This window comes from Candidatus Flexifilum breve (assembly GCF_016713355.1).
On record NZ_JADJPI010000037.1, the window covers coordinates 1,163,504 to 1,182,508 of the forward strand.

Annotated in this window: 19 protein-coding genes; 11 read left to right on the plus strand and 8 right to left on the minus strand. The window is 57.9% G+C overall.

Annotation, left to right across the window (positions count from 1 at the left end; all coding sequences use genetic code 11):
• Nucleotides 1-15: 15 nt before the first annotated feature.
• Complete coding sequence (locus IPK17_RS36060; protein WP_343422555.1) at nucleotides 16-255, minus strand: hypothetical protein; 240 nt, start codon at nucleotides 253-255, stop codon at nucleotides 16-18.
• 373 nt (nucleotides 256-628) lie between these two features.
• Here IPK17_RS36060 and IPK17_RS36065 point away from each other — a divergent pair, with 373 nt between their 5' ends.
• A complete protein-coding gene (locus IPK17_RS36065; protein ID WP_343422556.1) occupies nucleotides 629-2,263 on the plus strand; it encodes an SUMF1/EgtB/PvdO family nonheme iron enzyme in 1,635 nt (544 codons plus the stop codon).
• A 120-nt stretch (nucleotides 2,264-2,383) separates the two neighbouring features.
• Here the strand turns inward: IPK17_RS36065 and IPK17_RS36070 are convergent, their stop codons facing one another.
• The 6 genes from IPK17_RS36070 to IPK17_RS36095 all read right to left on the minus strand — a co-directional run bounded on the left by IPK17_RS36070 (nucleotide 2,384) and on the right by IPK17_RS36095 (nucleotide 9,894).
• A complete protein-coding gene (locus IPK17_RS36070) occupies nucleotides 2,384-3,787 on the minus strand; it encodes a hypothetical protein (RefSeq protein WP_343422557.1) in 1,404 nt (467 codons plus the stop codon).
• Nucleotides 3,784-6,387, minus strand: a complete 2,604-nt coding sequence (locus IPK17_RS36075) for a hypothetical protein (protein ID WP_343422558.1) — start codon at nucleotides 6,385-6,387, stop codon at nucleotides 3,784-3,786. The genes IPK17_RS36070 and IPK17_RS36075 overlap by 4 nt, the downstream gene beginning before the upstream one ends.
• Before the next feature lie 19 nt (nucleotides 6,388-6,406).
• On the minus strand, nucleotides 6,407-7,126 hold the full coding sequence (locus tag IPK17_RS36080) for a hypothetical protein (RefSeq protein WP_343422559.1): 720 nt from the start codon (nucleotides 7,124-7,126) through the stop codon (nucleotides 6,407-6,409).
• A gap of 8 nt (nucleotides 7,127-7,134) precedes the next feature.
• Nucleotides 7,135-8,367, minus strand: coding sequence for a hypothetical protein (locus IPK17_RS36085; protein WP_343422560.1), 1,233 nt, complete (start codon nucleotides 8,365-8,367; stop codon nucleotides 7,135-7,137).
• Nucleotides 8,368-8,485: 118 nt separating this feature from the next.
• Nucleotides 8,486-9,124: a hypothetical protein gene (locus tag IPK17_RS36090; protein WP_343422561.1), complete on the minus strand. Its 639-nt coding sequence runs from the start codon at nucleotides 9,122-9,124 to the stop codon at nucleotides 8,486-8,488.
• 128 nt (nucleotides 9,125-9,252) lie between these two features.
• Nucleotides 9,253-9,894: a helix-turn-helix domain-containing protein gene (locus IPK17_RS36095; protein WP_343422562.1), complete on the minus strand. Its 642-nt coding sequence runs from the start codon at nucleotides 9,892-9,894 to the stop codon at nucleotides 9,253-9,255.
• 338 nt (nucleotides 9,895-10,232) lie between these two features.
• On the opposite strand from IPK17_RS36095, the gene IPK17_RS36100 reads away from it, so the two are divergent.
• The 9 genes from IPK17_RS36100 to IPK17_RS40860 all read left to right on the plus strand — a co-directional run bounded on the left by IPK17_RS36100 (nucleotide 10,233) and on the right by IPK17_RS40860 (nucleotide 17,876).
• Complete coding sequence (locus IPK17_RS36100) at nucleotides 10,233-10,427, plus strand: ribbon-helix-helix domain-containing protein (protein ID WP_343422563.1); 195 nt, start codon at nucleotides 10,233-10,235, stop codon at nucleotides 10,425-10,427.
• Entirely contained in the window at nucleotides 10,424-10,684 is a 261-nt protein-coding gene (locus IPK17_RS36105; protein ID WP_343422564.1) for a hypothetical protein, read from the plus strand. The genes IPK17_RS36100 and IPK17_RS36105 overlap by 4 nt, the downstream gene beginning before the upstream one ends.
• Before the next feature lie 210 nt (nucleotides 10,685-10,894).
• Nucleotides 10,895-12,703, plus strand: a complete 1,809-nt coding sequence (locus tag IPK17_RS36110; protein ID WP_343422565.1) for a recombinase family protein — start codon at nucleotides 10,895-10,897, stop codon at nucleotides 12,701-12,703.
• A gap of 165 nt (nucleotides 12,704-12,868) precedes the next feature.
• Nucleotides 12,869-13,693: a ParA family protein gene (locus IPK17_RS36115; protein ID WP_343422566.1), complete on the plus strand. Its 825-nt coding sequence runs from the start codon at nucleotides 12,869-12,871 to the stop codon at nucleotides 13,691-13,693.
• 80 nt (nucleotides 13,694-13,773) lie between these two features.
• The gene (locus tag IPK17_RS36120; protein WP_343422567.1) at nucleotides 13,774-14,403 is read left to right on the plus strand and encodes a ParB/RepB/Spo0J family partition protein; all 630 of its coding nucleotides are present in this window, start codon (nucleotides 13,774-13,776) and stop codon (nucleotides 14,401-14,403) included.
• A 439-nt stretch (nucleotides 14,404-14,842) separates the two neighbouring features.
• Nucleotides 14,843-15,082 (plus strand): hypothetical protein, encoded by a 240-nt coding sequence (locus IPK17_RS36125; RefSeq protein ID WP_343422568.1) that lies wholly within the window; start codon nucleotides 14,843-14,845, stop codon nucleotides 15,080-15,082.
• Nucleotides 15,072-16,478, plus strand: a complete 1,407-nt coding sequence (locus tag IPK17_RS36130) for a DUF3987 domain-containing protein (protein ID WP_343422569.1) — start codon at nucleotides 15,072-15,074, stop codon at nucleotides 16,476-16,478. Before IPK17_RS36125 ends, IPK17_RS36130 begins: the two co-directional genes overlap by 11 nt.
• A gap of 214 nt (nucleotides 16,479-16,692) precedes the next feature.
• The gene (locus IPK17_RS36135) at nucleotides 16,693-17,565 is read left to right on the plus strand and encodes a CHC2 zinc finger domain-containing protein (RefSeq protein ID WP_343422570.1); all 873 of its coding nucleotides are present in this window, start codon (nucleotides 16,693-16,695) and stop codon (nucleotides 17,563-17,565) included.
• A complete protein-coding gene (locus IPK17_RS40860; RefSeq protein WP_350341672.1) occupies nucleotides 17,523-17,876 on the plus strand; it encodes a hypothetical protein in 354 nt (117 codons plus the stop codon). Before IPK17_RS36135 ends, IPK17_RS40860 begins: the two co-directional genes overlap by 43 nt.
• Nucleotides 17,877-18,163: 287 nt before the next feature.
• Here the strand turns inward: IPK17_RS40860 and IPK17_RS40865 are convergent, their stop codons facing one another.
• Nucleotides 18,164-18,358 carry a transposase family protein gene (locus IPK17_RS40865; protein WP_350341673.1) on the minus strand — a complete coding sequence of 65 codons (195 nt, stop codon included), beginning with the start codon at nucleotides 18,356-18,358 and terminating at the stop codon, nucleotides 18,164-18,166.
• 244 nt (nucleotides 18,359-18,602) lie between these two features.
• On the opposite strand from IPK17_RS40865, the gene IPK17_RS36140 reads away from it, so the two are divergent.
• Entirely contained in the window at nucleotides 18,603-18,998 is a 396-nt protein-coding gene (locus IPK17_RS36140) for a twin-arginine translocation signal domain-containing protein (protein WP_343422571.1), read from the plus strand.
• Nucleotides 18,999-19,005: the final 7 nt, after the last annotated feature.

The following is a 19,005-nucleotide window of genomic DNA, read 5'->3' on the forward strand; positions in this document are numbered from 1 at the left end:
GGCGGACACGGCGATTTAGGTGAAGGAGATCAGCGCGGTGACACTGGAGGCGAAAACGACGAACAGGAGACCGATGACAACCTGATTGGCGGCTTTCGGATTGTCCTTCTTCCAGTCGCCGATCAAGGGCCAGCTTGAACCCATGTACATCACCCCCAATCCGATAAACCCGATGATGGCAGCGATGGGCGCGATGATCTGCGCCACATCCCGAATGTCGGTGAACAGGTCTTGAATGGCTTGCGAAAGATTCACGCGAGCAGCTCCTTGATGAATAGACAAACGCATCAGGGAGAAACAGGCGTGCGCCATGACGTTTGGGCAGCCGCTCAGGGGCGGTGCGCTTGATCGTGTGGGGTCATCCGGCACGAGCAGTGCTTCACCCTGATACAGCCTCAGGGTAGCAAAATGGGATTGGAGAACTTCTGGAGGATTCCGGTTTGGGGTTAGGAAGATTCCGGTCGACGATGGAAAGATTCCGGGTATTGTCCCAAACAGAAACCCTGCAAACCGTCACGAGAGAAAATGAATGGTTTTTCGGGGAACTTGATCGGCTGATTCATGGTATTGGGAAAGTTGAATGCGTATAATCTCTATATAAGATTTAGACCAGCGCCGCCGGGGATCAATGCCGCACATTTTCATTAGCTACGCTAAAAAGGATACACGCGCACTTGCCGAAGCGTTGGTTGCGGCGCTCAACGCCATACCGGACATCTCCGCATGGATGGATGTTTCGCTTGAGGCGGATTCCAGCTGGGCAGGGCAAATTCAGCATGAGATTGATCGCTGCGATTATGTGGTGGTGCTCCTCTCACCTGACTTGAATCGCGCGGTGACAGCGACCCAGCGGCGCAGTTTTGTGCTGAACGAGATCGATTATGTCCAGCAGGAGAACAAACCGATCCTGCCGGTGATGGTGCAGCAGACGAAAATACCCGTGCAGCTTGCGGGTATTCAGTACATCGACCTGACGCAGCGCCCAAACGATCCTGATCCGATTGTCAAGCGCGTACAGCGACGGTTCAATCTCGCCAGTACACCTGAGCCGGTGGTTGTCCCGAAAGAAGAACGCCAACAACTCTCGCGAACACCGCTGATCATCGGGGCAGGGGGCGTGCTGGTGCTGATCGCTTTTGTGGCATTGATCTTGCCGCCGCTGATCAATCCATCTACCGCTCCCACTGCGACGACCGGGCAAGTTGTTCAGACAGGCGGGGATACGCCAACACTGACCTATAGGCCTAATCTGGTGCAGATCGTCGCGCAAACCCAAACTCACGAAATCGAACAAACCTTGACAGCCATGCCAACCGCGACGTTTACGCCGACGGTTGATTTTCAGGCGACAATTGATGCGATAGCGACCGGGACGCGCGCAGCGCTGCAAACCGCGAATGCTGCCACCCTAACAGCGATGCCGACCCAAACGCCGCGTCCAACCGATACCGCGGTGCAGCCCACTGTCACACCCACAGATACGTCAACAGTGCCGCCTAGCCCAACCGCTCTGTCTGATCTCCTGCAAGCCGCGCTGGACACCGCCCGCACATTCACTGGGAGCAACACCGACTGGCAGGCGCTCTATCCCGAAGGCTTCCAGCATCGCTTTGACGATGACGTGCCGATGGTCTTAGTCCCCGCCGGGAGTTTCACGATTGGCGCAAATCCGCAGAGCGATAATGAGCAGAATGGCAACCTGATTCACTTTGATGCGCCGTTTTGGATCGATCGCACGGAGGTGGCACAGGTAGATTTTGAGCAATTGGGGGGCGTAAAAAGCCGCACGAACGATTACGACGGTGATCAGCGCCCAGTCGAGAATATCTCTTGGTTTGAGGCTCACAATTTCTGTGTGGAGCGTGGTGCGCGCTTGGCAACGGAAGCGGAGTGGGAATATGCAGCGCGCGGACCCTCCGAATGGGATTATCCATGGGGTGATAGTTGGAATGGCAGCTATGCTGTGTGGAATCGTTCTGTCGAGCAAGGCACGACAAATGTGGGAAGCATCCCGGCTGGACGTTCGTGGGTGGGTGCGCTTGATATGAGCGGTAACGTGTGGGAATGGGTAAGCTCAATGTATGAGGATTATCCGTACAATCAATCCCACGAGAATAACAACACTGCGAACACTCTGCATGTACTGCGCGGCGTCTCGTGGAACTTTAGCGATCCCTATTTCTTACGTGCCGGGTATCGTAATAGGGATTATTCCAACAGCGGACTCAGGGCCGTTGGTTTTCGTTGTGCCCGCTCTTCCTGAATCGGGCTGCACAGCAGCCCTCAAGGGCAAGCTTTGATTACTGGTCGCTGTGTTGGCTCTAGGTTTCGTTTTCTATAGGGCGAAACCCTTGCATTTCGCCGAAAGCGGCATGTTAACCGATCATAAGAAGTCCTTCTGTTTCCGTAGGTGACGAAAGACGAGGTAGCGCGCTAATTTATCCGAAAGTACCATCGCGTAGCGATATGGGCCGATGCCCAGACTCGCATATGGCTCACCCGACCACAGCCACACAAGAGCCATGTCCGCTGCCTGACCGGGCAGCAGATCGAACGGAGGTAGCCCGTCCGCTGGTGTGCGCGGTCCCGGCGGATTTTCGACATAGCCGAGCGCCAGCCACACATCCTCCGGGGTGATCGACAGCAGCGTGTTTCCGCCATTGTAGAGACGCAGTCGCGTCGTGATCTGCCCCGCGCTCGTCGTCACGCTGATGATCTGCACATCCAAGCCGATGAATGGGATTGGCGTTGGCGTGGCGGTCGGCAGCGGAGTGGGTGTGACTGCAACGACCGGCTGTGCCAGCGCGCCGATGAGTTCACCCGCGCGCCCCAATTCCTGCTCGATGGGATACACAGCTGTGACCAGTGTGCGCGTCGCCGTTGGCAGACCTTCCTCATCCGTCTCGCCGAGCAGGAGCAAGACCAAGCCGGGATTGACCTGCCGGAAGATGCCCGTATCGCTGCGTCGCACCTCGCGCTTATCCTCAAAGGCGAAGGTCAGAATCGCACCGGTGTTCATCTGCACGCGGAACTCTGCCCCCGCGCTGATTTGCGCGAACCACGCCGCGTTGTCCTCCGACCATGGGATGCCGATCACTGGACGCACACTCATGCCGTTCAAGAACGACGCGGTATCCGGGTTCGGGTCGAAGTTCCATTCGGAAGCGCGCACCGCCCGGCGCTGTACCACCCACACGCGCGGGACAATCTGATCGGGGAGGCTGATTTGCAGGTTGATCGGGTAGAACGGCGCGCGACTGGTGTCGCCACCTTCAATCACCTCATCCTGCGCTTCGAGCGCCAGCGGGGTCGGCGTAATCCTCGGCGAAAGTGTGGCGGTCACATCGACTTCAGCCGTTGCTTCCGCTGCACCGCTCGTTCCACCCCCGCCGCGCAGCAAGACCAGCGCAACCATCAGGAGTATGATCGCCCCAAGCACCGCGATCACTTTGCCCGAAGGTTTACCCATTTTCGTCGTTGTTTCCGCTTCCGGAACGTCAAATCCTTCACCGCGCTCTGCTGCCTCCTGCACGCGCTTCGGCGCGCGCGCCCAGCGCAATCCGACCGGGACGAGTGCCGCTTCGTGATAGCGCTTGAGCAAGGCGAGCGCGATCTTGCGTTCTTTCGCGTCCGAACCTTCCGCACCCGCCGTCTTGACTTCACGGTCATACGCGGCACGATAAGCGCGCTGGCGGTCGGTCGGTACGAGTTCCCACAGGGCGCGCAGCTCGTCGAGCGAGAGCACCCGCAGGTCTTGCAGGGTGTGATAGTGCAGGCTGTCGCTCATTCTGTTCCTCCCAAGACCGCGCTGCTGCCGCTCATGGATGCGCTGGAGCGCATCGCGTCGTCATATTCGGTGTCCGAGTCTTCTCCGTCGTCCCTTACTTCGACGGTGATGATCGGTTCGACTTTCACCTCCGGCGCGACCGTGATGGACGGCGCAGGCATAGAACCGTAAGCGGTCATCTCGTTCGGGAGCAGCCGCGCGGCGATTTCGAGACGGTTGACCTCGCGCTCCGCCCCATCCCGTGAACGTCCCCCCGCGATTGCGCCGTCGATCAGTTCATTTCGGGTAGTTTCCGTCAGCCGTCGATCCGGCGTTTCCTTGACTTCCCGTCCGACCCGTTCGGTCTGTTCGGGGGACAAGCCCAAGCGCACTGCGCCGTCGATGAACATGCCAAAGCGAGTGAGATCGTCGCGCACGGGCGGACGACCATCGTTGAGGGGCGTCACGCCCACCGCCTGCGCCATCAAACCGCCAACCGTGAGGTGATCGACACCATTCGTGCCGCGACCACCGAGCAAGCGCATCACGTCGCCCATGACGCTCGTCACGTCCGTCGTTCCGGCAACGCGCAAACTGCCCGTGAGCGTCCCGGCAGCCCGTTCGAGGGCTTCAGCGCTCCGTTCCAACCGTCCGGCAGCGCCGTCACTGCGCTCCGTGTCCAACTTGCCGCTGCCTTTCCCCGCTGCCGACTGCGTGACGTCTGAGATGTGCTGTTCTATCTCTTCACCGCGCATGTCGTCGGCGTAGGTTTCGCGTTCACGAGCGATCTCTTCATCGGCGGAAGCCTCGGTCGGCATGGGCGCGACGGGCGTGAACGTCCCCATGCGCTTGCGCTTGACGGGCGTAAAACCGGGGTACAGTTCGCCGTCGTCGTCCTCGAACCAGTCGAATTCACCATCGAGTTCATGCCGCTGCTGCGGACGTTTACCGCGCGGATAGGTGACCGCTTCCAAGCCTTCACCGACTGCTGGAACGAGCATCGGTCGCCCGATCAGCCGCCCCTGCTTGTCGTACTCTGCCTTCTCCGGGTCATAATCGGTGAGCAGGGTCGCGCCGAGCATGGGTCCAAACGTGCGTCCATAGACGGAAACATCCCGCGCCACCCGGCGCACGGTCGCCCCTTCCATGAACTGCTCCGCCGTGTCGCCCAACGCAGTGCCGCGCAGAGTCGGGAGACGGGTAATCGCTCGCGCTGCTTCTGCCAATGGCTGGACGCCGCCAAAGGTCAAGCCCGCCGCCTGAGCGGGAGTTGCACCGCTTTGCAAGGCGGTCATGCCTGCCAAGGTGTTCGAACCGACACTGACCGCACTCCCCGCCACCGACGAAACGAGCGCACCTGCACCGGACGCGATCCCCACCGCGCCCACTGCGCCTGCCGCCGTCATGACGGTCGCCGCGCCGGGGCTGATGACTGCGCCGCCCGTTGCCTGACCGAACGCCGTGAACAGCCGGTTGAACGAATTCCAGACGGCTTTCACGCCGCTGAACAGCACAATCACCATGAAGATCAGGCAGATCAAGCCGACGCCGAGGACGACGATTCCGTTGCCGCTCGCCGTTCCCGCGAGGAAGAAGGTGACGACCAGCGACTGAATCAACGCGATCACGACCGTCTGGATGATGAGTTCGATCCACAGATCGATGATCGAACGGGCGATCACTTCCGTTTTCTTGAAGAAGGCGACCATGATCGCCACACCGAACGAGATGAAGGTTAACCCCTGCGCGATGGTGAGCAGCAGGTAGACCAACTGCTCGGTCACACCGAACAGGATCAGCGGCCACGCGGTGAGCAGTCGTCCCTGCGCCGCTGAGGCCATGGCAATCGAGTCGGCGCGTTCGAGCGCGGTCATGGCAGGGAAAAAGATTGGATCGCGGTCATTGGCGAAGAATGATCCGGGTCGCCGCCATTCCCACGGCACTGATCCTGCTGTCCAGAGTCCAGTCGCCGGGTCTGGCGTGTGCGGTTGGCAGTACGGATCGCGCGGTGTGGAGGGGTAGCCCATCAGGTCGATCCCGTCGGCGCGCAGATACGCCAGCGCAACATCCAACCCATCAATCGTGTAGTTCCAGACCGGCATGTACGAACCGAAGTTGTCGCACAGGTTGAGGATGCCCATGTCGCTGCTGCTCACGCTGGAAAGCGAGTCAAACGCGCTCCCGGTCGCCGCCGACAGTCCACTCAGACTGCTGGCATAGAAGGCGCTCGACAGGGTGCGGCGGAAATCACTCATGCCCTGATACAGGCTTGGTCCCAGCGAGAAAAACAGCGCCCCCGCCAGATACCAGGCGATAGCATTTTTCGGCTCGACCACGCGCATCCGGGCGAAGGCAGCGAGCAGATAGGTGATCCCCAGCACCAGCAGCGCGACGACAAACGACAGACTCACCGCTACCTGCAAACTGGCATTCGTCTGGGCGATCAGCGGCGTGAAGGCGTTATCCACTAGCCATTGATTCATCAGTTCGATGGTGTAACCCATCATCAGAAAGGCGCGCTGCAAGCTCCAACCCATGCCCGCCAGCGCGAACAGCAGGTTGTACCACAGGGTATCGATCTGGATTTGCAGCCCGTTCAGCACATCATCGACGATTGCCATTCGAATCATCTCCCTTCATTTATGGAGGCGGCAGCACGCCAGCAGGCGGATCGGCAATCGCGGCACTGCAATTCGGGTTGGTTTCCATCCGCCAGACAAGCGCGTTGCTCCCCGGCAGGCGCGGTGGAGGGGTCGGGCGGATCGTCGGATCGAGCATGAAGGTGATGCGATCCGGCGCTGCGCCATACGGGATGAAGCCCGCGAGCGTGAAGCTGCGGGTTTCGTTCGGCGCGAGGCTGATCGCTTCATACGTCGCAGTCAGCCCGGCGTCTACCGCCGCGTTGCTCGACGCGCCCCATATTCCGGTCGATCCACCCACCAACTGGCTGACGTAGCTCTGGTAGGCGGGAAACACGTCATACCCGCTCCCGCCTAGGTTCTTGATCTCCAACTCCCAGACGGCGACCGTGCGTCCGGCAGGCGTATTGACCACCGACACATTCACCAGCCGAAAGCGCGCCGACTGCGGACTGCGCGTGAACACCGCATCCCCGCGATAGAACGCCGTCGGGGGACGGAGTGCATATGGCGTGACCGTCGGCGGTGGGAGCGCAGTCGGAAACGGAACCAGCGTCGGATAGCCGGGGATCGGCACGAACGTCGGCAGCGGCGTGGGCGTGAGAACGTTGGGCGTGGGACAGACGTAGACCGGTGCGCCCGTGATCCCGGTCAGCGTCCCGGTACATGCCAGTGCAGCCAGCGCCAGCACGAACGGAATGAGCAAAAGACCTTTCTTCATGTTCACCTCTAGGGGATCAAGCCCGGCTGGTTGCCCGGTGTGAGCAGGACGGTGTAGGCGGGCGCAGCACTATTTCCGCCGCGCTGCACCGTCCATGTCTTGCCGAAATATGGGACAACGATCTGCGCGGGCGCGTCAGTCACGACTTCAAACGACACATAGCCCCGCTCGTCAGTGAAGCCGCTGGCGATCACGCGGTTGGTGTTGACCTCGACCACGCGCACGGAAATCCCAGCGACGCCTTCCGCCGGATCGACCGTGCGGTTGCCATTCTCGTCGTAGGCGATCACCACTTCGGCAGTCAGGACACGCGGCGGAATCGGTGTTCCGGTCGGCTGAAGGGTCGGCGGCGCACCGACGAGTTCGATCCGTGCGGCGGGTTGCGGTTCGGGAGTTGACGTATTCGTGATCACCGGCGGCGGAAGAATCAAGGTTTGGGCATCACCGCGAAAGACCTGAATCGTGTCCAGCCCGATCACATAGCCTTCGCTGGCGTTGTTCTTCTGCCCGATCCCACGCAGTTCGAGGCGATGCGTCCCGCCGCCGACGTAGTACACATCGGTCACCGGGAAGCGGAGTTCATCCGCGTAAGCGTCAATCGTGTCCAGCACTGCGCCATCGACGACGATCTCGAACGTCCCCATGTTCTGCGCCGCGACGTAGCGCACGCGCAGTCCTTCACCCTCAAACATGAAGTTGGCAGTATCGTATGCACCTTCCGTGCGGTGATATTGCCCTCGGCTGGCGAACTGCGACAGGCGTGGCGTCCATGGTGGCGCGTAGCGGATCGTCGGGTAGTCCGACTCGAAGCTGTACCACCCGAAGAACGGCGGCGCGGTGTCGGTCGCATCCGGGAGGGGTTCGACCGGGTTGGGCGGCGCGGGTAGCAGGATCATCCCCGGTGGAAACGGCGTGAGTGTAGGCGGGACGTACACGCCGGGCATGACCACTGCGATCTCTAACACACGTTCGCTCAACGTCGGAAGGAACGTCGGAACAGGTGTATCCGTTGGCGCAGTCGTCGCCGTCATTGTGACTGTCGCCGTGAGCGTCGGAGGCAAAGTCGGTGTTACTGTTTCCGTCGGGGTAAGCGACGGCAGCACCATCAAGGTGGAAATTCGAACATCATTTGCGCCGGGTTGGGCGCGGATCAAGAAGAAGGCCGTCGCCCACGCCGTCAGGCAGAGCGCCGCCAGCACGGGCAGCAGTCGCCGCGCTGCGCTTGGCTTAGGTCGTCGCATGTCGTCACTCCGGGTTTGTTTACGCTGGTTTCAGCGTAACAAAGTGGGATAAGCGAACGACTGGACGATTCCGGTTGAGGGTTGGGAAGATTCCGGGAAACGATGGGAAGATTCCGGGCTAATCGGGTAGGCGCATGAATCCTTCGCCTACCGCCCGGCTGATCAGGTGTTCATTGGTCGTCGCGCCGAAACGGGAGCGCATCTTTTCAGTAACCCAGTACACGCGGCGGCGTTTCAGGCGCATGTGCGCGGCGATCTCGCGGACGGTGCAGCCGCGCGCCAATAGACGCAGCACGGCGCGGGCTTCTGCATCCAATTTCCAGTCGCGACTGCTGCTCTGCATGGCGATCAGGTATTCGGCGTTCGCTGTCGGGGATAAGTAGGGGTGTTCACGCAGCACCGTATCGACCGCCGTGAGCAGGCAGGTTGAGAGATCATCCCCCACCGCTAGGTAGCCACACATCCCCATGGTGAACAGGTCGCGGATGACCAAGCCGTCGGTCGTGTTTCCCATCACTATGATGCGTCCCGCGGGTGCCGCCTGTATCAGACGCTCTACCAATGCCACAGTCTCGAACAGCGGATCGAAACGGTCACCCAGCAGAATGACATCGGGTTGGTTGACACCCGCCAGTCGGAGGAGGTCATCCCCGTTTTCGGCGGTAGTAAGAAGGGTGTCGGCGCGTTCCTTGAGCAGCGTTGCCGCGCCGACCACGGTCAGACTGCTGCCATCTGCAATCAGAATATGAGTGGTCATGCTTGTTTTGCCCTCGCTGATTCTCCACCCACAGGGTATCACAACAGGTCAGGTTCATGTTGACACTTTGTGACATTGGGGAGGTAAAAGTGAACTTTTGCGTGAGCAAAATTCTCATGAGAAACAGACTATTCTTTCTTGGGTGACAGCAGCTTCTGCTGTTCAAGGATACGCACCAACTGCGCGACGTTTTGTGCTTCGTAGGCAGCAGTCAGCTTCTTAATGGTTCGGTAGACCACGCGCCGATCAATGCCGAGATGGGTAGCGATCTCCTTCGGTTGATAACCATCTGTCAGAAGTTGAAGCACATCCAGATCGCGCTGATCGATATTGCCTGGAAGCGTGGGCTGCTGTTCGAGCAGTTGTGATACACGCGGTGAGATCGTTGTGCCACCCGATGCTGCCAGCTGGATCGCCTGATTTAAGGTATGTTCCAGATCGTCGTCTTTGTGCAGGATGCCGCGTGCGCTCAATCCCAGCAGCAGACGTACCAGACTGACGGTAGGACGCCCCGCAATCATGAGAATCGCTAATCCCGGATGCGCATGGGTAAGCTTTTTGAGTTCCTTGGGAAGATTGATCCCCCGCGGCAGCGAGTCATCGATGACGAGAACGCGCGCAGGATGGTCGCTCAAAAAGGTATTGGTCTCGGATAGAGTCGCAAACATGGCGCTGATATCAATGCGCCCTTCTGACTTCGAGATGATCTGTTGAATACCCCCGCGAGTGAGGCCACTCGTGGAAACAACTACGACCGGAATTGAGGTCATGGCTTACCTCCTTGCTCCTAAGTATTTATCCCTTGAATAGGCGAAGCTCATGCGAACACATGGTCTAAAGCCGAACCTCTATTGTATTACAAAGCCCTAACCTTGCGTCAAGTCCCCGAGAGTGTTTTTTCGGTTAGAAGTTCCCTACATCGCCAGAACAAATGTTTTATTCTCGCAAGTCGTATCAATCTGTGACATTTCGATGGTAAAAGTACTAATCGCGAGAAATTTGCCTATGCCAACGCCCACTTTTACCAGAACAAATGTCATAAATTTCCGCCTCAATTCTGGCGTTTTCCAGTAAGCTGGTGAAACGTTAAGTCATGAGGAGCATCATTTTGAATCGAGACACGCCATTTGCAGCGCGGATTGCCTTCCGGCTACCACAGTCGCTCTACGACAAATTGGAAAAGTGGGCGGAGGAAGAAGATCGTCCACTCGCTAACCTCGTCTACACCCTTGTGAAGCAGGCACTGACCGAACATGAGCGCGAACAACACGCACTCATGCTGGAAAAAGAGATGAGCCGATGACGGTTAAGAATCACTCGACCCTGATCGATCTGCGCGATCTGGTAGAAACACATTTGGGCAAACCGCTTGCCGCCAGCCCCCATGCCGGATTGTGGCGCTGCCCTGCATGTTCGTCCGAACGTCACGGACTGCTCCTTGTGTCGGTGAACGAGTACAAGTGTTTGAGCGGATACGGGTGTGATGGTGGAGCCAGTGAGTGGATGCACAACATTGACCCAGCACCGGACGAACCGCTCATGATCGGAGTGCCGGCATGACCGCGATGGTGTCAGGAGTAGCAGATGCATCGGTGTCAGAGTCGATGATGAAGCGTGTATTCCGAGTTGCCGAAATCATCACACGCAGCCGGTCAAGCGAAGACTTGGACGATGAATTGATAGAAGATCGCCCGCAAAAACAGGAGAAGCGAGAAATCGGGTATTGTCAGACTAGAGATCAGCTTAGCCGAACATGATTGAGGTCATGACATGCCTTACGACAAACGAAAGAAGAATGTGCCTGCTCCGCCTCAGCCGGGATGGGCGGTGTACCTGCGCACAAGCAGTGACGAAAATCAGAAACCCGAACTGTCACGAGCGCGTCAGCGGTTTGCCATTGAGGAAAACGTACTGAAGCGCTCTGACCTGCCGGTGATCGATGAATACGTCGATGTGCTAACGGGCAAAACGCCGGATCGGGAAGGATATCAGCGGTTGCTGGCAGATGCCCGGGTTGGTCGCTTCTCGTATGTGATCGTAGAACGCGCTGACCGCTTTGGACGCAACGATACAGAGGCACTCCGTGCCATTGACGAGCTGCACGAGTTCGGTGTAGCGGTGCGCTTCGCTAATTCGCCCGATCTTGATCCAATGGATCCCGATGATCGGGTCATCGTGGCGCTGTCCTTCACATTGGCGCGGCGCGAGTCAACGCTGTTGGGAATTCGTGTCAAGGGAGGATTGCAGGCGAAGCGTCAGAGCGGTGGTTTTTGTGGGGTTGCGCCCGATGGTTATCGCAATGTCGAAGACAAGGTGCTTGGAGAAGCCAAAAAGCTCCAAGGGCGGCATAACCACTGGATCGAGCAAGACCCGGAACGTGCCGCACTTTGGCGCTATGCGTGGAATTTGCTGCTAGAAAACGAGCTGACGCTGGAACAGATTTGTGAGACCCTTCACGCCAGAGGACACAAGTATCGCAGCGGGCGTCCATTTGTTCAAGTCAAGAAGAACGGTAAACGGGTTGCGAATACCAGTACGCTGGCTGCAATATTCCACAATTGGACGTATGCCGGGTGGGTGACGAGCAAGTCAGGCAAGCTGCCTCCCAAAACCATCAAAGGGAACTGGGAACCGATTGTCACGACCGAAGAATTCGAGCGCGGGTTGGCAATTCTTGAACAGCGCGACCTGAAACGTGGACGTGAACGGCGTCACGATTACTTGCTCAAAGGAATGCTCTACTTCGATGCTCCCGGCAGCCAAGGTTTGATTCGCCTGACCTGTTCCACCTCCAATGCGTCTCGTGTGGGAGGTGGAACGCAGTACTACTGCATTGCACGCAGCAACATCAATTTTCTGTGCAGCAGCATTGATGGTCAGATTCCAGATGCATTGCACTGTGTACAGGTTGACCCTGACCTGATCCCGATGATTCGGGCGGCGTATACTGATGACATTGCGGAGAAGATGGGACATCTGCGCCCGGATGAACGTGAGCAGCTGCTTGCTGCACTGAAGTCGATTGACGAAGAAGAAGTGCGGATGATGCGTCTCTACGCTGCGGGAAAAGTGACAGAGAACCTGTGGGACATGCAGTGGCAGGAATGGCAGGATCGCCGCGCACGTATTCGTCTGAGTTTGGAAGGGTTGGAAGGACAACAGCAGGTATACATCGAGAATCTTGACGCGGCGCTAAAAATTATCGCGCAGGTGGGTATCGTGTATAATCGCCTTGAACGCAGCGATCAGAAAGAACTGCTGCGTTATATGGTTGAGAGGGTCATCGTTGACCCGGCGGGACAGATACGTTTGGAGTTGTGCGCGCCATTCGCGTATTTGCAGGACATCACTGACCAAGTACGCAGTGGAGCGAAGGCGATCAGCAAGGGCAAGAAAGCAAAGACCGCTAGAATTTCTAGCGGTCTCGGCTCAGGAAACTGTTCGGATAGCTTCCTGTCGTGCGGGAAGGATTGGATCACATTCGAACATCTTTCTCCCCGTGAAACCGCTCAATTCCTCGATAGTTTACCATTTCCTCAACGCGAATCACTCGCGCCATTCATAACGAACCCAAACTAAATCGGCTTTTGCGGTGAAAGGGAGAGGCGCCACCTCCCCCAGTCACCTTGAAGCTCGCTGCTCTCGCCAGCGGGACTCCCGGATGTCACTTTACCACACCTCCGCGCAGTCCTTGCCAGCCACAGCGAAATCGATGGTTCGTTGGGTTCTGAGAGGAAATGGCAAATGACTCGCGTTTTCGTATTCACTAACCACAAAGGGGGTGTCGGCAAGTCCACGTCCGCCACCAACATTGCCTTTGGTATCACCGGGATGCTCCGCCGTGCCAATGCGTCCAACTGCCGGGTGTTGCTCATCGACACCGACTCGCAAGGTCATGCGTCGTTGGTGACGACGGGCAAAAAGGACTATGGCACGGACGACAGTCTCTACACCGTTCTGATGGCGGATCGGCAGAATGCGCCGCAGACACTCATGAATTGCATTGTGCCCTCGACGTGGGATGAGAACCTGCACGTTCTCCCTGCTTCCCCCATGCTCGAAGGCGCAGAGCGCGAGCTGATGGGTGTCGCAGGCGCACCTTATCGCCTCGCTGATCCCCTCAGCAAAATCGCTAATCAGTATGCAGCAATCGTCATCGACACCCGCCCTTCTTTCTCGCTGATGACGGAAATGGGACTGCTTGCCGGAACAGACGCGATTGTTCCCGTTGAGCCGCGCTACCTTGAGACGGTCGGCTTGACCAGTGTCATTCAGAAGATCAACGACATTCGTGAAGGGTGGCGGCATCCCAATCTGCGCGTGAGCGGTCTGATCGTCACCAAGATGGATAACCGCATTCGGGGTCACAGCCATCTGCTGGCAGAACTCAAAGCGCATCCGGTGCTGGGCAAACTCTTGCTCGGCGTAATCCCCGCCAATGAAGCGGTGTCGTATGCCCATCGAAATCATCAAAGCCTGTTTAGCTACGATCCGCGAGCCTCAGCCAGCAAAGCCTATGCCCAGGTCGTGGCTTCACTCGTGCGTTATTTGTCGAAGGGCGGCGAATAATGGCGCGGGCGAATGGCAATACCAGCCGGATGGATGATTTACCTGGCATCCGTCACGGGCGACATGCTCGGTGATCTACCTTGCTGCGCGATCTGGTCAATCTAGCGATCACGATCCGGGATGACGGTCAGGTCAATCCCTTGACGGTCGTCGATGTCTCGCAAGGCGTGACGCGGTTGTTCCGCATCGAAACGGGCGAGCGCCGCTATTGGGCGACATGGCTGCTGCGCGATTTCATCCCCAGCTATACAGGCGACGGGATGATCCCGTGCATCATCATCCCGACAAACCGCTCATCGGTTTTCCGTCAGGCGAAAGAGAACACAGCACGCTCAGGGTTAACGGCAGTCGCACTGGCACGACAAGCGGCACTCTTGCTACTCACTGTTCACGGGTATGAAGTGCCGGCATATGCCGTTGGACACGAGTTCTACCGTCAGGCGCTTGACATCGACTTGCGTGCTAAACGTGAGTATACCGACATGATCCTGAGCGCGATGGGTGGGATCAAACGAGCGCAGTTCAGTCTGATCAAGAGCCTGCTGCGCCTTTCCGATGAGGCACTTGAACTTGCGGACCGCCACGCGATTGAGGAGTTCAAACTGCGCTGTTGTTTCGGTTCCCGTCAGAATATCACGCCGAGATCGTACGGCAGATCATCGACTTCAATCTCAGCTGAAACAAGTGAAGGAGCTGTGCGAGGGCGATAGGCGGCAGGTCGACAAGATGCCTGAAATATCGCCATCAGCGTGAAGATGGCAAAAGATAACACAAAGAGTCAACGCGACCACACCGCAGGAACTGGCGCGAGCGCTCATTCGACAAGAAGGTGATGCCAAGATTGCACATGCTCGCCTGCAAGCGATGAAAAAGTTGATCGTCGAAACGGAACGCTATTTAGGGGATGAGTGAAATTGTTTGCACGTGCAAACAATTTTGGAGGAATGACATGAACACACGTAGTCGCGCACCGCCCTAGAAAAGAAAATGCCCACTGCTGGTGAGGCGCGTGGGCGGCGGGATGGGATACATATGTGATCTCGACAATCACAATGTATCACAACCTACCCCCATGTGCAACTGAATTTCCCACCTTAAACCGTGTTTTTGGCACGAGTTCTATTCAGTATTGCCTGGGAGCTTGTTACGATGAACCTGACTGAACACGATGCTTACGCGCTGCGGCGCGCCGTATCGATGCTGGATATTCCCGCTGGATTGACCCTCAGCCCGCTGGTTGAGTCGCTGCTGGCGTCACTCGATTGGCAGCACGACCGCGCCCACTGGTCGATCTTGCAGCAGATTTTGACCCGTGATCCTGAACTGAGCGCGCAGGTCTTGCGCGTCGATCCCAATGCCCCGGTGCCATCAATAGGCAATGAGCACTGAGGATGCGTATGTGCCGCCGCTGCCCAAAGCGGCACAGTTGACCGACAAACTCATGGCATCGGCCGAGACGGTCGGCGCGTTTCACCGGGACTGCCTCGCATGGTTGAGCCAGCGCTCACCGATGACTCCGCGCATTTTCCTCGAATCGGGTCCGCTGTGGGCGGTCGGACTGGCGGTGGCGCGGCGCTGCGTGCTGCGCTTGGGCTTCGGTGACATCTACCCGAACCTGTACTACCTGTGGGTCGCGCCGACCACCTACTATCACAAATCGACCGGACTGAACGCGATCACCGACATGGTGCGGGACACCATGCCGCACCTGCTCCTGCCCGCGACAACCTCGCCCGAAATGCTGGTTGCCAAGCTCGCGGGTGAAAAGCCAGCCAACTACGACAAGCTGCTGCCGTTCGAGCGCAAGAACGAAGACCTCGCGGCACGCTTCGCCGGTCAGCGCGGCATCCTCATCGACGAAGCGAGCAAGATGCTCATCCCGAAGAAGTACATGGAAGGGCATACCGAAACGATGATGGAAATGTTTGACGCGCCACGTCGCCTGGAGCGTGAGTTACGCGGGGATGGCAAGTTGATCGTCTACAACCCGGCGCTGGCGATGATCGGCGCAACCACGCCTGCGCGCTTGGGGCGCTACATCACCGACAGCGAATGGGAGGACGGCTTGATGGCGCGCTTCCTCTGTCTGACCCCGACCGAGCGCGAAATCAAGTGCGTGCTGAATGGACACAACCTTGACACGCACGAGTTTCCAGCCGACCTGAAAACGCGGCTGCTGCGCGTGTACAACGCCTTTCCGATGCCACCGGACGAGTTCGCGCTCCACGATCTGGACGAACCGGTCAAGCATCCCGCCATCGGCGCAACGATGGAGCCGGCAGTCTTTGATCTTTTCAATGCCTACTATGCCGCGCTGCACGACATGACCGATCCCCGCCGCAATCTCGATGACCGACTGCGCGGCAACTATGGACGCTTCTCGACGATGGCGCTCAAGCTGGCGCTGATTTTGGCGATTATGGATTGGACGGATGAGGGGATGCACAACACGCCTCGTATCACGACAGCCCACTGGGCGCGGGGACAGATGCTCGCTGAGGAGTACCGCGCGTCGGTGCATCGCCTGCTCGACGAACTGAGCATCGGCGTGGATGTGAAGAACGAGAAGAAGGTGCTGGACTTCATCGCGCGCCATGGCGAACGTCCGCCATCAGCGCGGGACATTCTGCGCGGTGCCGGGGTGAAATCGCGCAAGGAAGTGGACGCGACGCTGGCAGCCCTGATCGAAGATGGGGTGATCGAGATTGCCGAGCGCAAAACCGGTGGGCGGAGCGCACGCGGTTACCGGGTCACTCACGCCGAACTTTCGTCAGAAGCGTCATGACGAAAGTTGAGAGAAAGGTGGGAACTTTCGTCACAAAGGGTATGACGAAAGTTTCTCTCGTGCAGGGAAGTGAGCCGCATGAAAAAGGCGCTACCTTCCCACAGTTTCTCCCGTGAGAACGAACTTTCGTCAGCGGCAATGACGAATGACGAAAGTCGAAACTTCTGACTTTTGACATATGGCAAAAGCACTGACGAAAGTGGAGGTGAACATCATGATCGATGTCGAAAAACTCAAAGCACAGCTCGACCTGCGCCAGCTCGTCGAGCGCGATCTCGGCAAGCCGCGCTTTCGTGGGCGTGACTATGCCGCTTTCAAGTGTCCGCTGCACAGTGAACACAAAGGCTATTCACTCGTGGTCTACGTCCACCACTGGCGCTGTTTTGGCAAGTGTCATGCCGGCGGCGATGCCATCGCGTGGGTGCAGCACTACCACCAGATCACGTTTCAGGAGGCGTGTGAACGCCTAGCTGCCGGTGATTTACCGCACATCGAAAAGGTAAACGCAGCGCATCGTACGCCCGAACCGATGGCGCAAACGCCGGACGCGGCGTGGCAGGCGAAAGCACGGCGCATCATCGACGAGGCGCGCGAGCGCTTATGGTCGCCGGAAGGGCAGCGCGCGTTGGGCTATCTGGTCTGGGAGCGCGGCTTGAGCGAAAAGATCATCGAACTCGCTCAACTGGGTTACCTCCCCGGCGCACCGACCGCGTGGCGTGAGATCGAGGGCTTGAACGTGCCGTGCGGCATCCTCATCCCGTGGATCGTTGACGATGCCGTCTGGGGGATCAAGGTGCGCCGGGCGGCGGGCGAGCAGCGTTACCAGCAGGTGAGCGGTGGAAATATTCGTGGCTGCCTGTATCTGGCAGATCGCATTCTGCCGCGAACGCCGCTCATCATCACCGAAGGCGAGTTCGACGCGCTGATCGCATGGCAGGTCGGCTGGGACTTCATGCGGGCGGCGGCGATAGGCAGCGCCAGCCATGCCCGCATCGACCGCCGTTGGTACGGACGCTGCTCGGCGTGCCGCGTGTTATCGCCTGTATGGATGCCGATGCCGCAGGGGCGGGAGCATCTGCACAACTAGCAGCGCTCTCCGGGGCAGTCAAGTCCGTGCAGGTGCCGAGCGGCAAAGACCTGAACGAGTTCTACCAGCAGACAGGCGAAACAGTAGTGAAGGCATGGCTTCAAACCGATTGTATGAGTCATCCTCGCTCAACTCCGAAAAGAAGATACGATATCGCGGCTCGGAAGATCCAGTCCTTCAACTGCGAACAGTCCTTCAACCGAGAACATGGGAGGGGAACAGGATGGAGAGCGAGGGGAACTCGACCGCGTTCGTCTGTATCAGCTTGCGCCAAACACACCCTGACGGATGCTGGCGCAGTTGGTGACTAACGCTCCAAACGCAGTTTGAGCTAAATAAATGGTCAGAGAGATTCGGGAGGCGCAGCCGCCGTCGCTGGCGTGTTCAAAAGCCAGTCGTGACTCCACAGGTGGGGGGCGACAGGGGAAGTTGAGAATAGGTGGCGCAGTTTCCGCAGCAGCGACCCCACACACTTTGGTGGATAACGACCAGCAGCCCTAACCGGGGAGCCGGGAACCACACACCAATGTCCCCACACTTCCCATCACTGATTAATCGATTCACTCCGCCGCACGTAGGGTTTCATGACTTTAGGCAGTCACTCGCTGAAGATCCGCTGCGGGTATTCCGGATGCATACAGAATAACCGCCTCACCGTCAAGCAGAGTTCAACTCGTAGCCCACTGCTGGGTAAATCGGCGATACGGCGTTCGTAGGCGCTATTCCGTCGCGTGGACGTCTGATGACAAGTGGGACAAATCCCTTGGGGATTGCGGATTGCGATCTTCAGCAAGAGCGCTCTTTTGTTGGCATTGAATTGAGTATGTTCAATTTTTTAATCGGGATCAGGATCAGTTGGCGTGGATACATGTTTCACAGTCGCTTTCAGAGCTATGCCCCGATTGTATCCGCCTCTTTCACCAACTTCGCAACAGAACCAGTTTATCCGATCTTGACAGTTGTTATCTTTTCTGCAACATTTCGCTGCAAGGTTCATTCCCCGTCTCTGGCTCGTTTCCCTTGACTGCGTAACGTCTATGGAATTTGTTCATTCAACTACTGTTGGTATCATATCTGATAAGTTCAAATGTGAGGAGAATGGGACATGGAAATTTAATTTGAAACATCTCCGAGTACGTAATGAGCGGGTCAAAGAGGCTCATTTCCAGCATACGAAGGGCATTATCTCTCGTCGCGAGTTCTTGCGTTTTTCGGCGGCAATGGGGGCAGGGGCGATGGGATTCGCTCTCCTTTCGCCGTTGGAACGTTTACAGGTAGGACATGCAAGGGCATTGAGGCAAGGTGCGGTTCCTAAGCGCGGTGGTATAGCCGTCCTAGGAGCCGGGATGTCTGTCACCAACACGATCTCTGATCCGGCTGCTATTGAAAACATCTTTGTCTCTAATATCATTCGTCAATGTGTGACTATCTAGTTAGAAT

What these genes read in the sequence shown, in the direction of transcription:
- IPK17_RS36070 (WP_343422557.1), bottom strand. Translation starts at nt 3,787, where the DNA reads ATGAGCGACAGCCTGCACTATCACACCCTGCAAGACCTGCGGGTGCTC.
- IPK17_RS36080 (WP_343422559.1), bottom strand. Translation starts at nt 7,126, where the DNA reads ATGAAGAAAGGTCTTTTGCTCATTCCGTTCGTGCTGGCGCTGGCTGCA.
- IPK17_RS36095 (WP_343422562.1), bottom strand. Translation starts at nt 9,894, where the DNA reads ATGACCTCAATTCCGGTCGTAGTTGTTTCCACGAGTGGCCTCACTCGC.
- IPK17_RS36110 (WP_343422565.1), top strand. Translation starts at nt 10,895, where the DNA reads ATGCCTTACGACAAACGAAAGAAGAATGTGCCTGCTCCGCCTCAGCCG.
- IPK17_RS36130 (WP_343422569.1), top strand. Translation starts at nt 15,072, where the DNA reads ATGAGCACTGAGGATGCGTATGTGCCGCCGCTGCCCAAAGCGGCACAG.
- IPK17_RS40860 (WP_350341672.1), top strand. Translation starts at nt 17,523, where the DNA reads ATGGATGCCGATGCCGCAGGGGCGGGAGCATCTGCACAACTAGCAGCG.
- IPK17_RS36065 (WP_343422556.1), top strand. Translation starts at nt 629, where the DNA reads ATGCCGCACATTTTCATTAGCTACGCTAAAAAGGATACACGCGCACTT.
- IPK17_RS36090 (WP_343422561.1), bottom strand. Translation starts at nt 9,124, where the DNA reads ATGACCACTCATATTCTGATTGCAGATGGCAGCAGTCTGACCGTGGTC.
- IPK17_RS36140 (WP_343422571.1), top strand. Translation starts at nt 18,603, where the DNA reads ATGGAATTTGTTCATTCAACTACTGTTGGTATCATATCTGATAAGTTC.
- IPK17_RS36115 (WP_343422566.1), top strand. Translation starts at nt 12,869, where the DNA reads ATGACTCGCGTTTTCGTATTCACTAACCACAAAGGGGGTGTCGGCAAG.
- IPK17_RS36125 (WP_343422568.1), top strand. Translation starts at nt 14,843, where the DNA reads ATGAACCTGACTGAACACGATGCTTACGCGCTGCGGCGCGCCGTATCG.
- IPK17_RS36105 (WP_343422564.1), top strand. Translation starts at nt 10,424, where the DNA reads ATGACGGTTAAGAATCACTCGACCCTGATCGATCTGCGCGATCTGGTA.
- IPK17_RS36135 (WP_343422570.1), top strand. Translation starts at nt 16,693, where the DNA reads ATGATCGATGTCGAAAAACTCAAAGCACAGCTCGACCTGCGCCAGCTC.
- IPK17_RS36075 (WP_343422558.1), bottom strand. Translation starts at nt 6,387, where the DNA reads ATGGCAATCGTCGATGATGTGCTGAACGGGCTGCAAATCCAGATCGAT.
- IPK17_RS36085 (WP_343422560.1), bottom strand. Translation starts at nt 8,367, where the DNA reads ATGCGACGACCTAAGCCAAGCGCAGCGCGGCGACTGCTGCCCGTGCTG.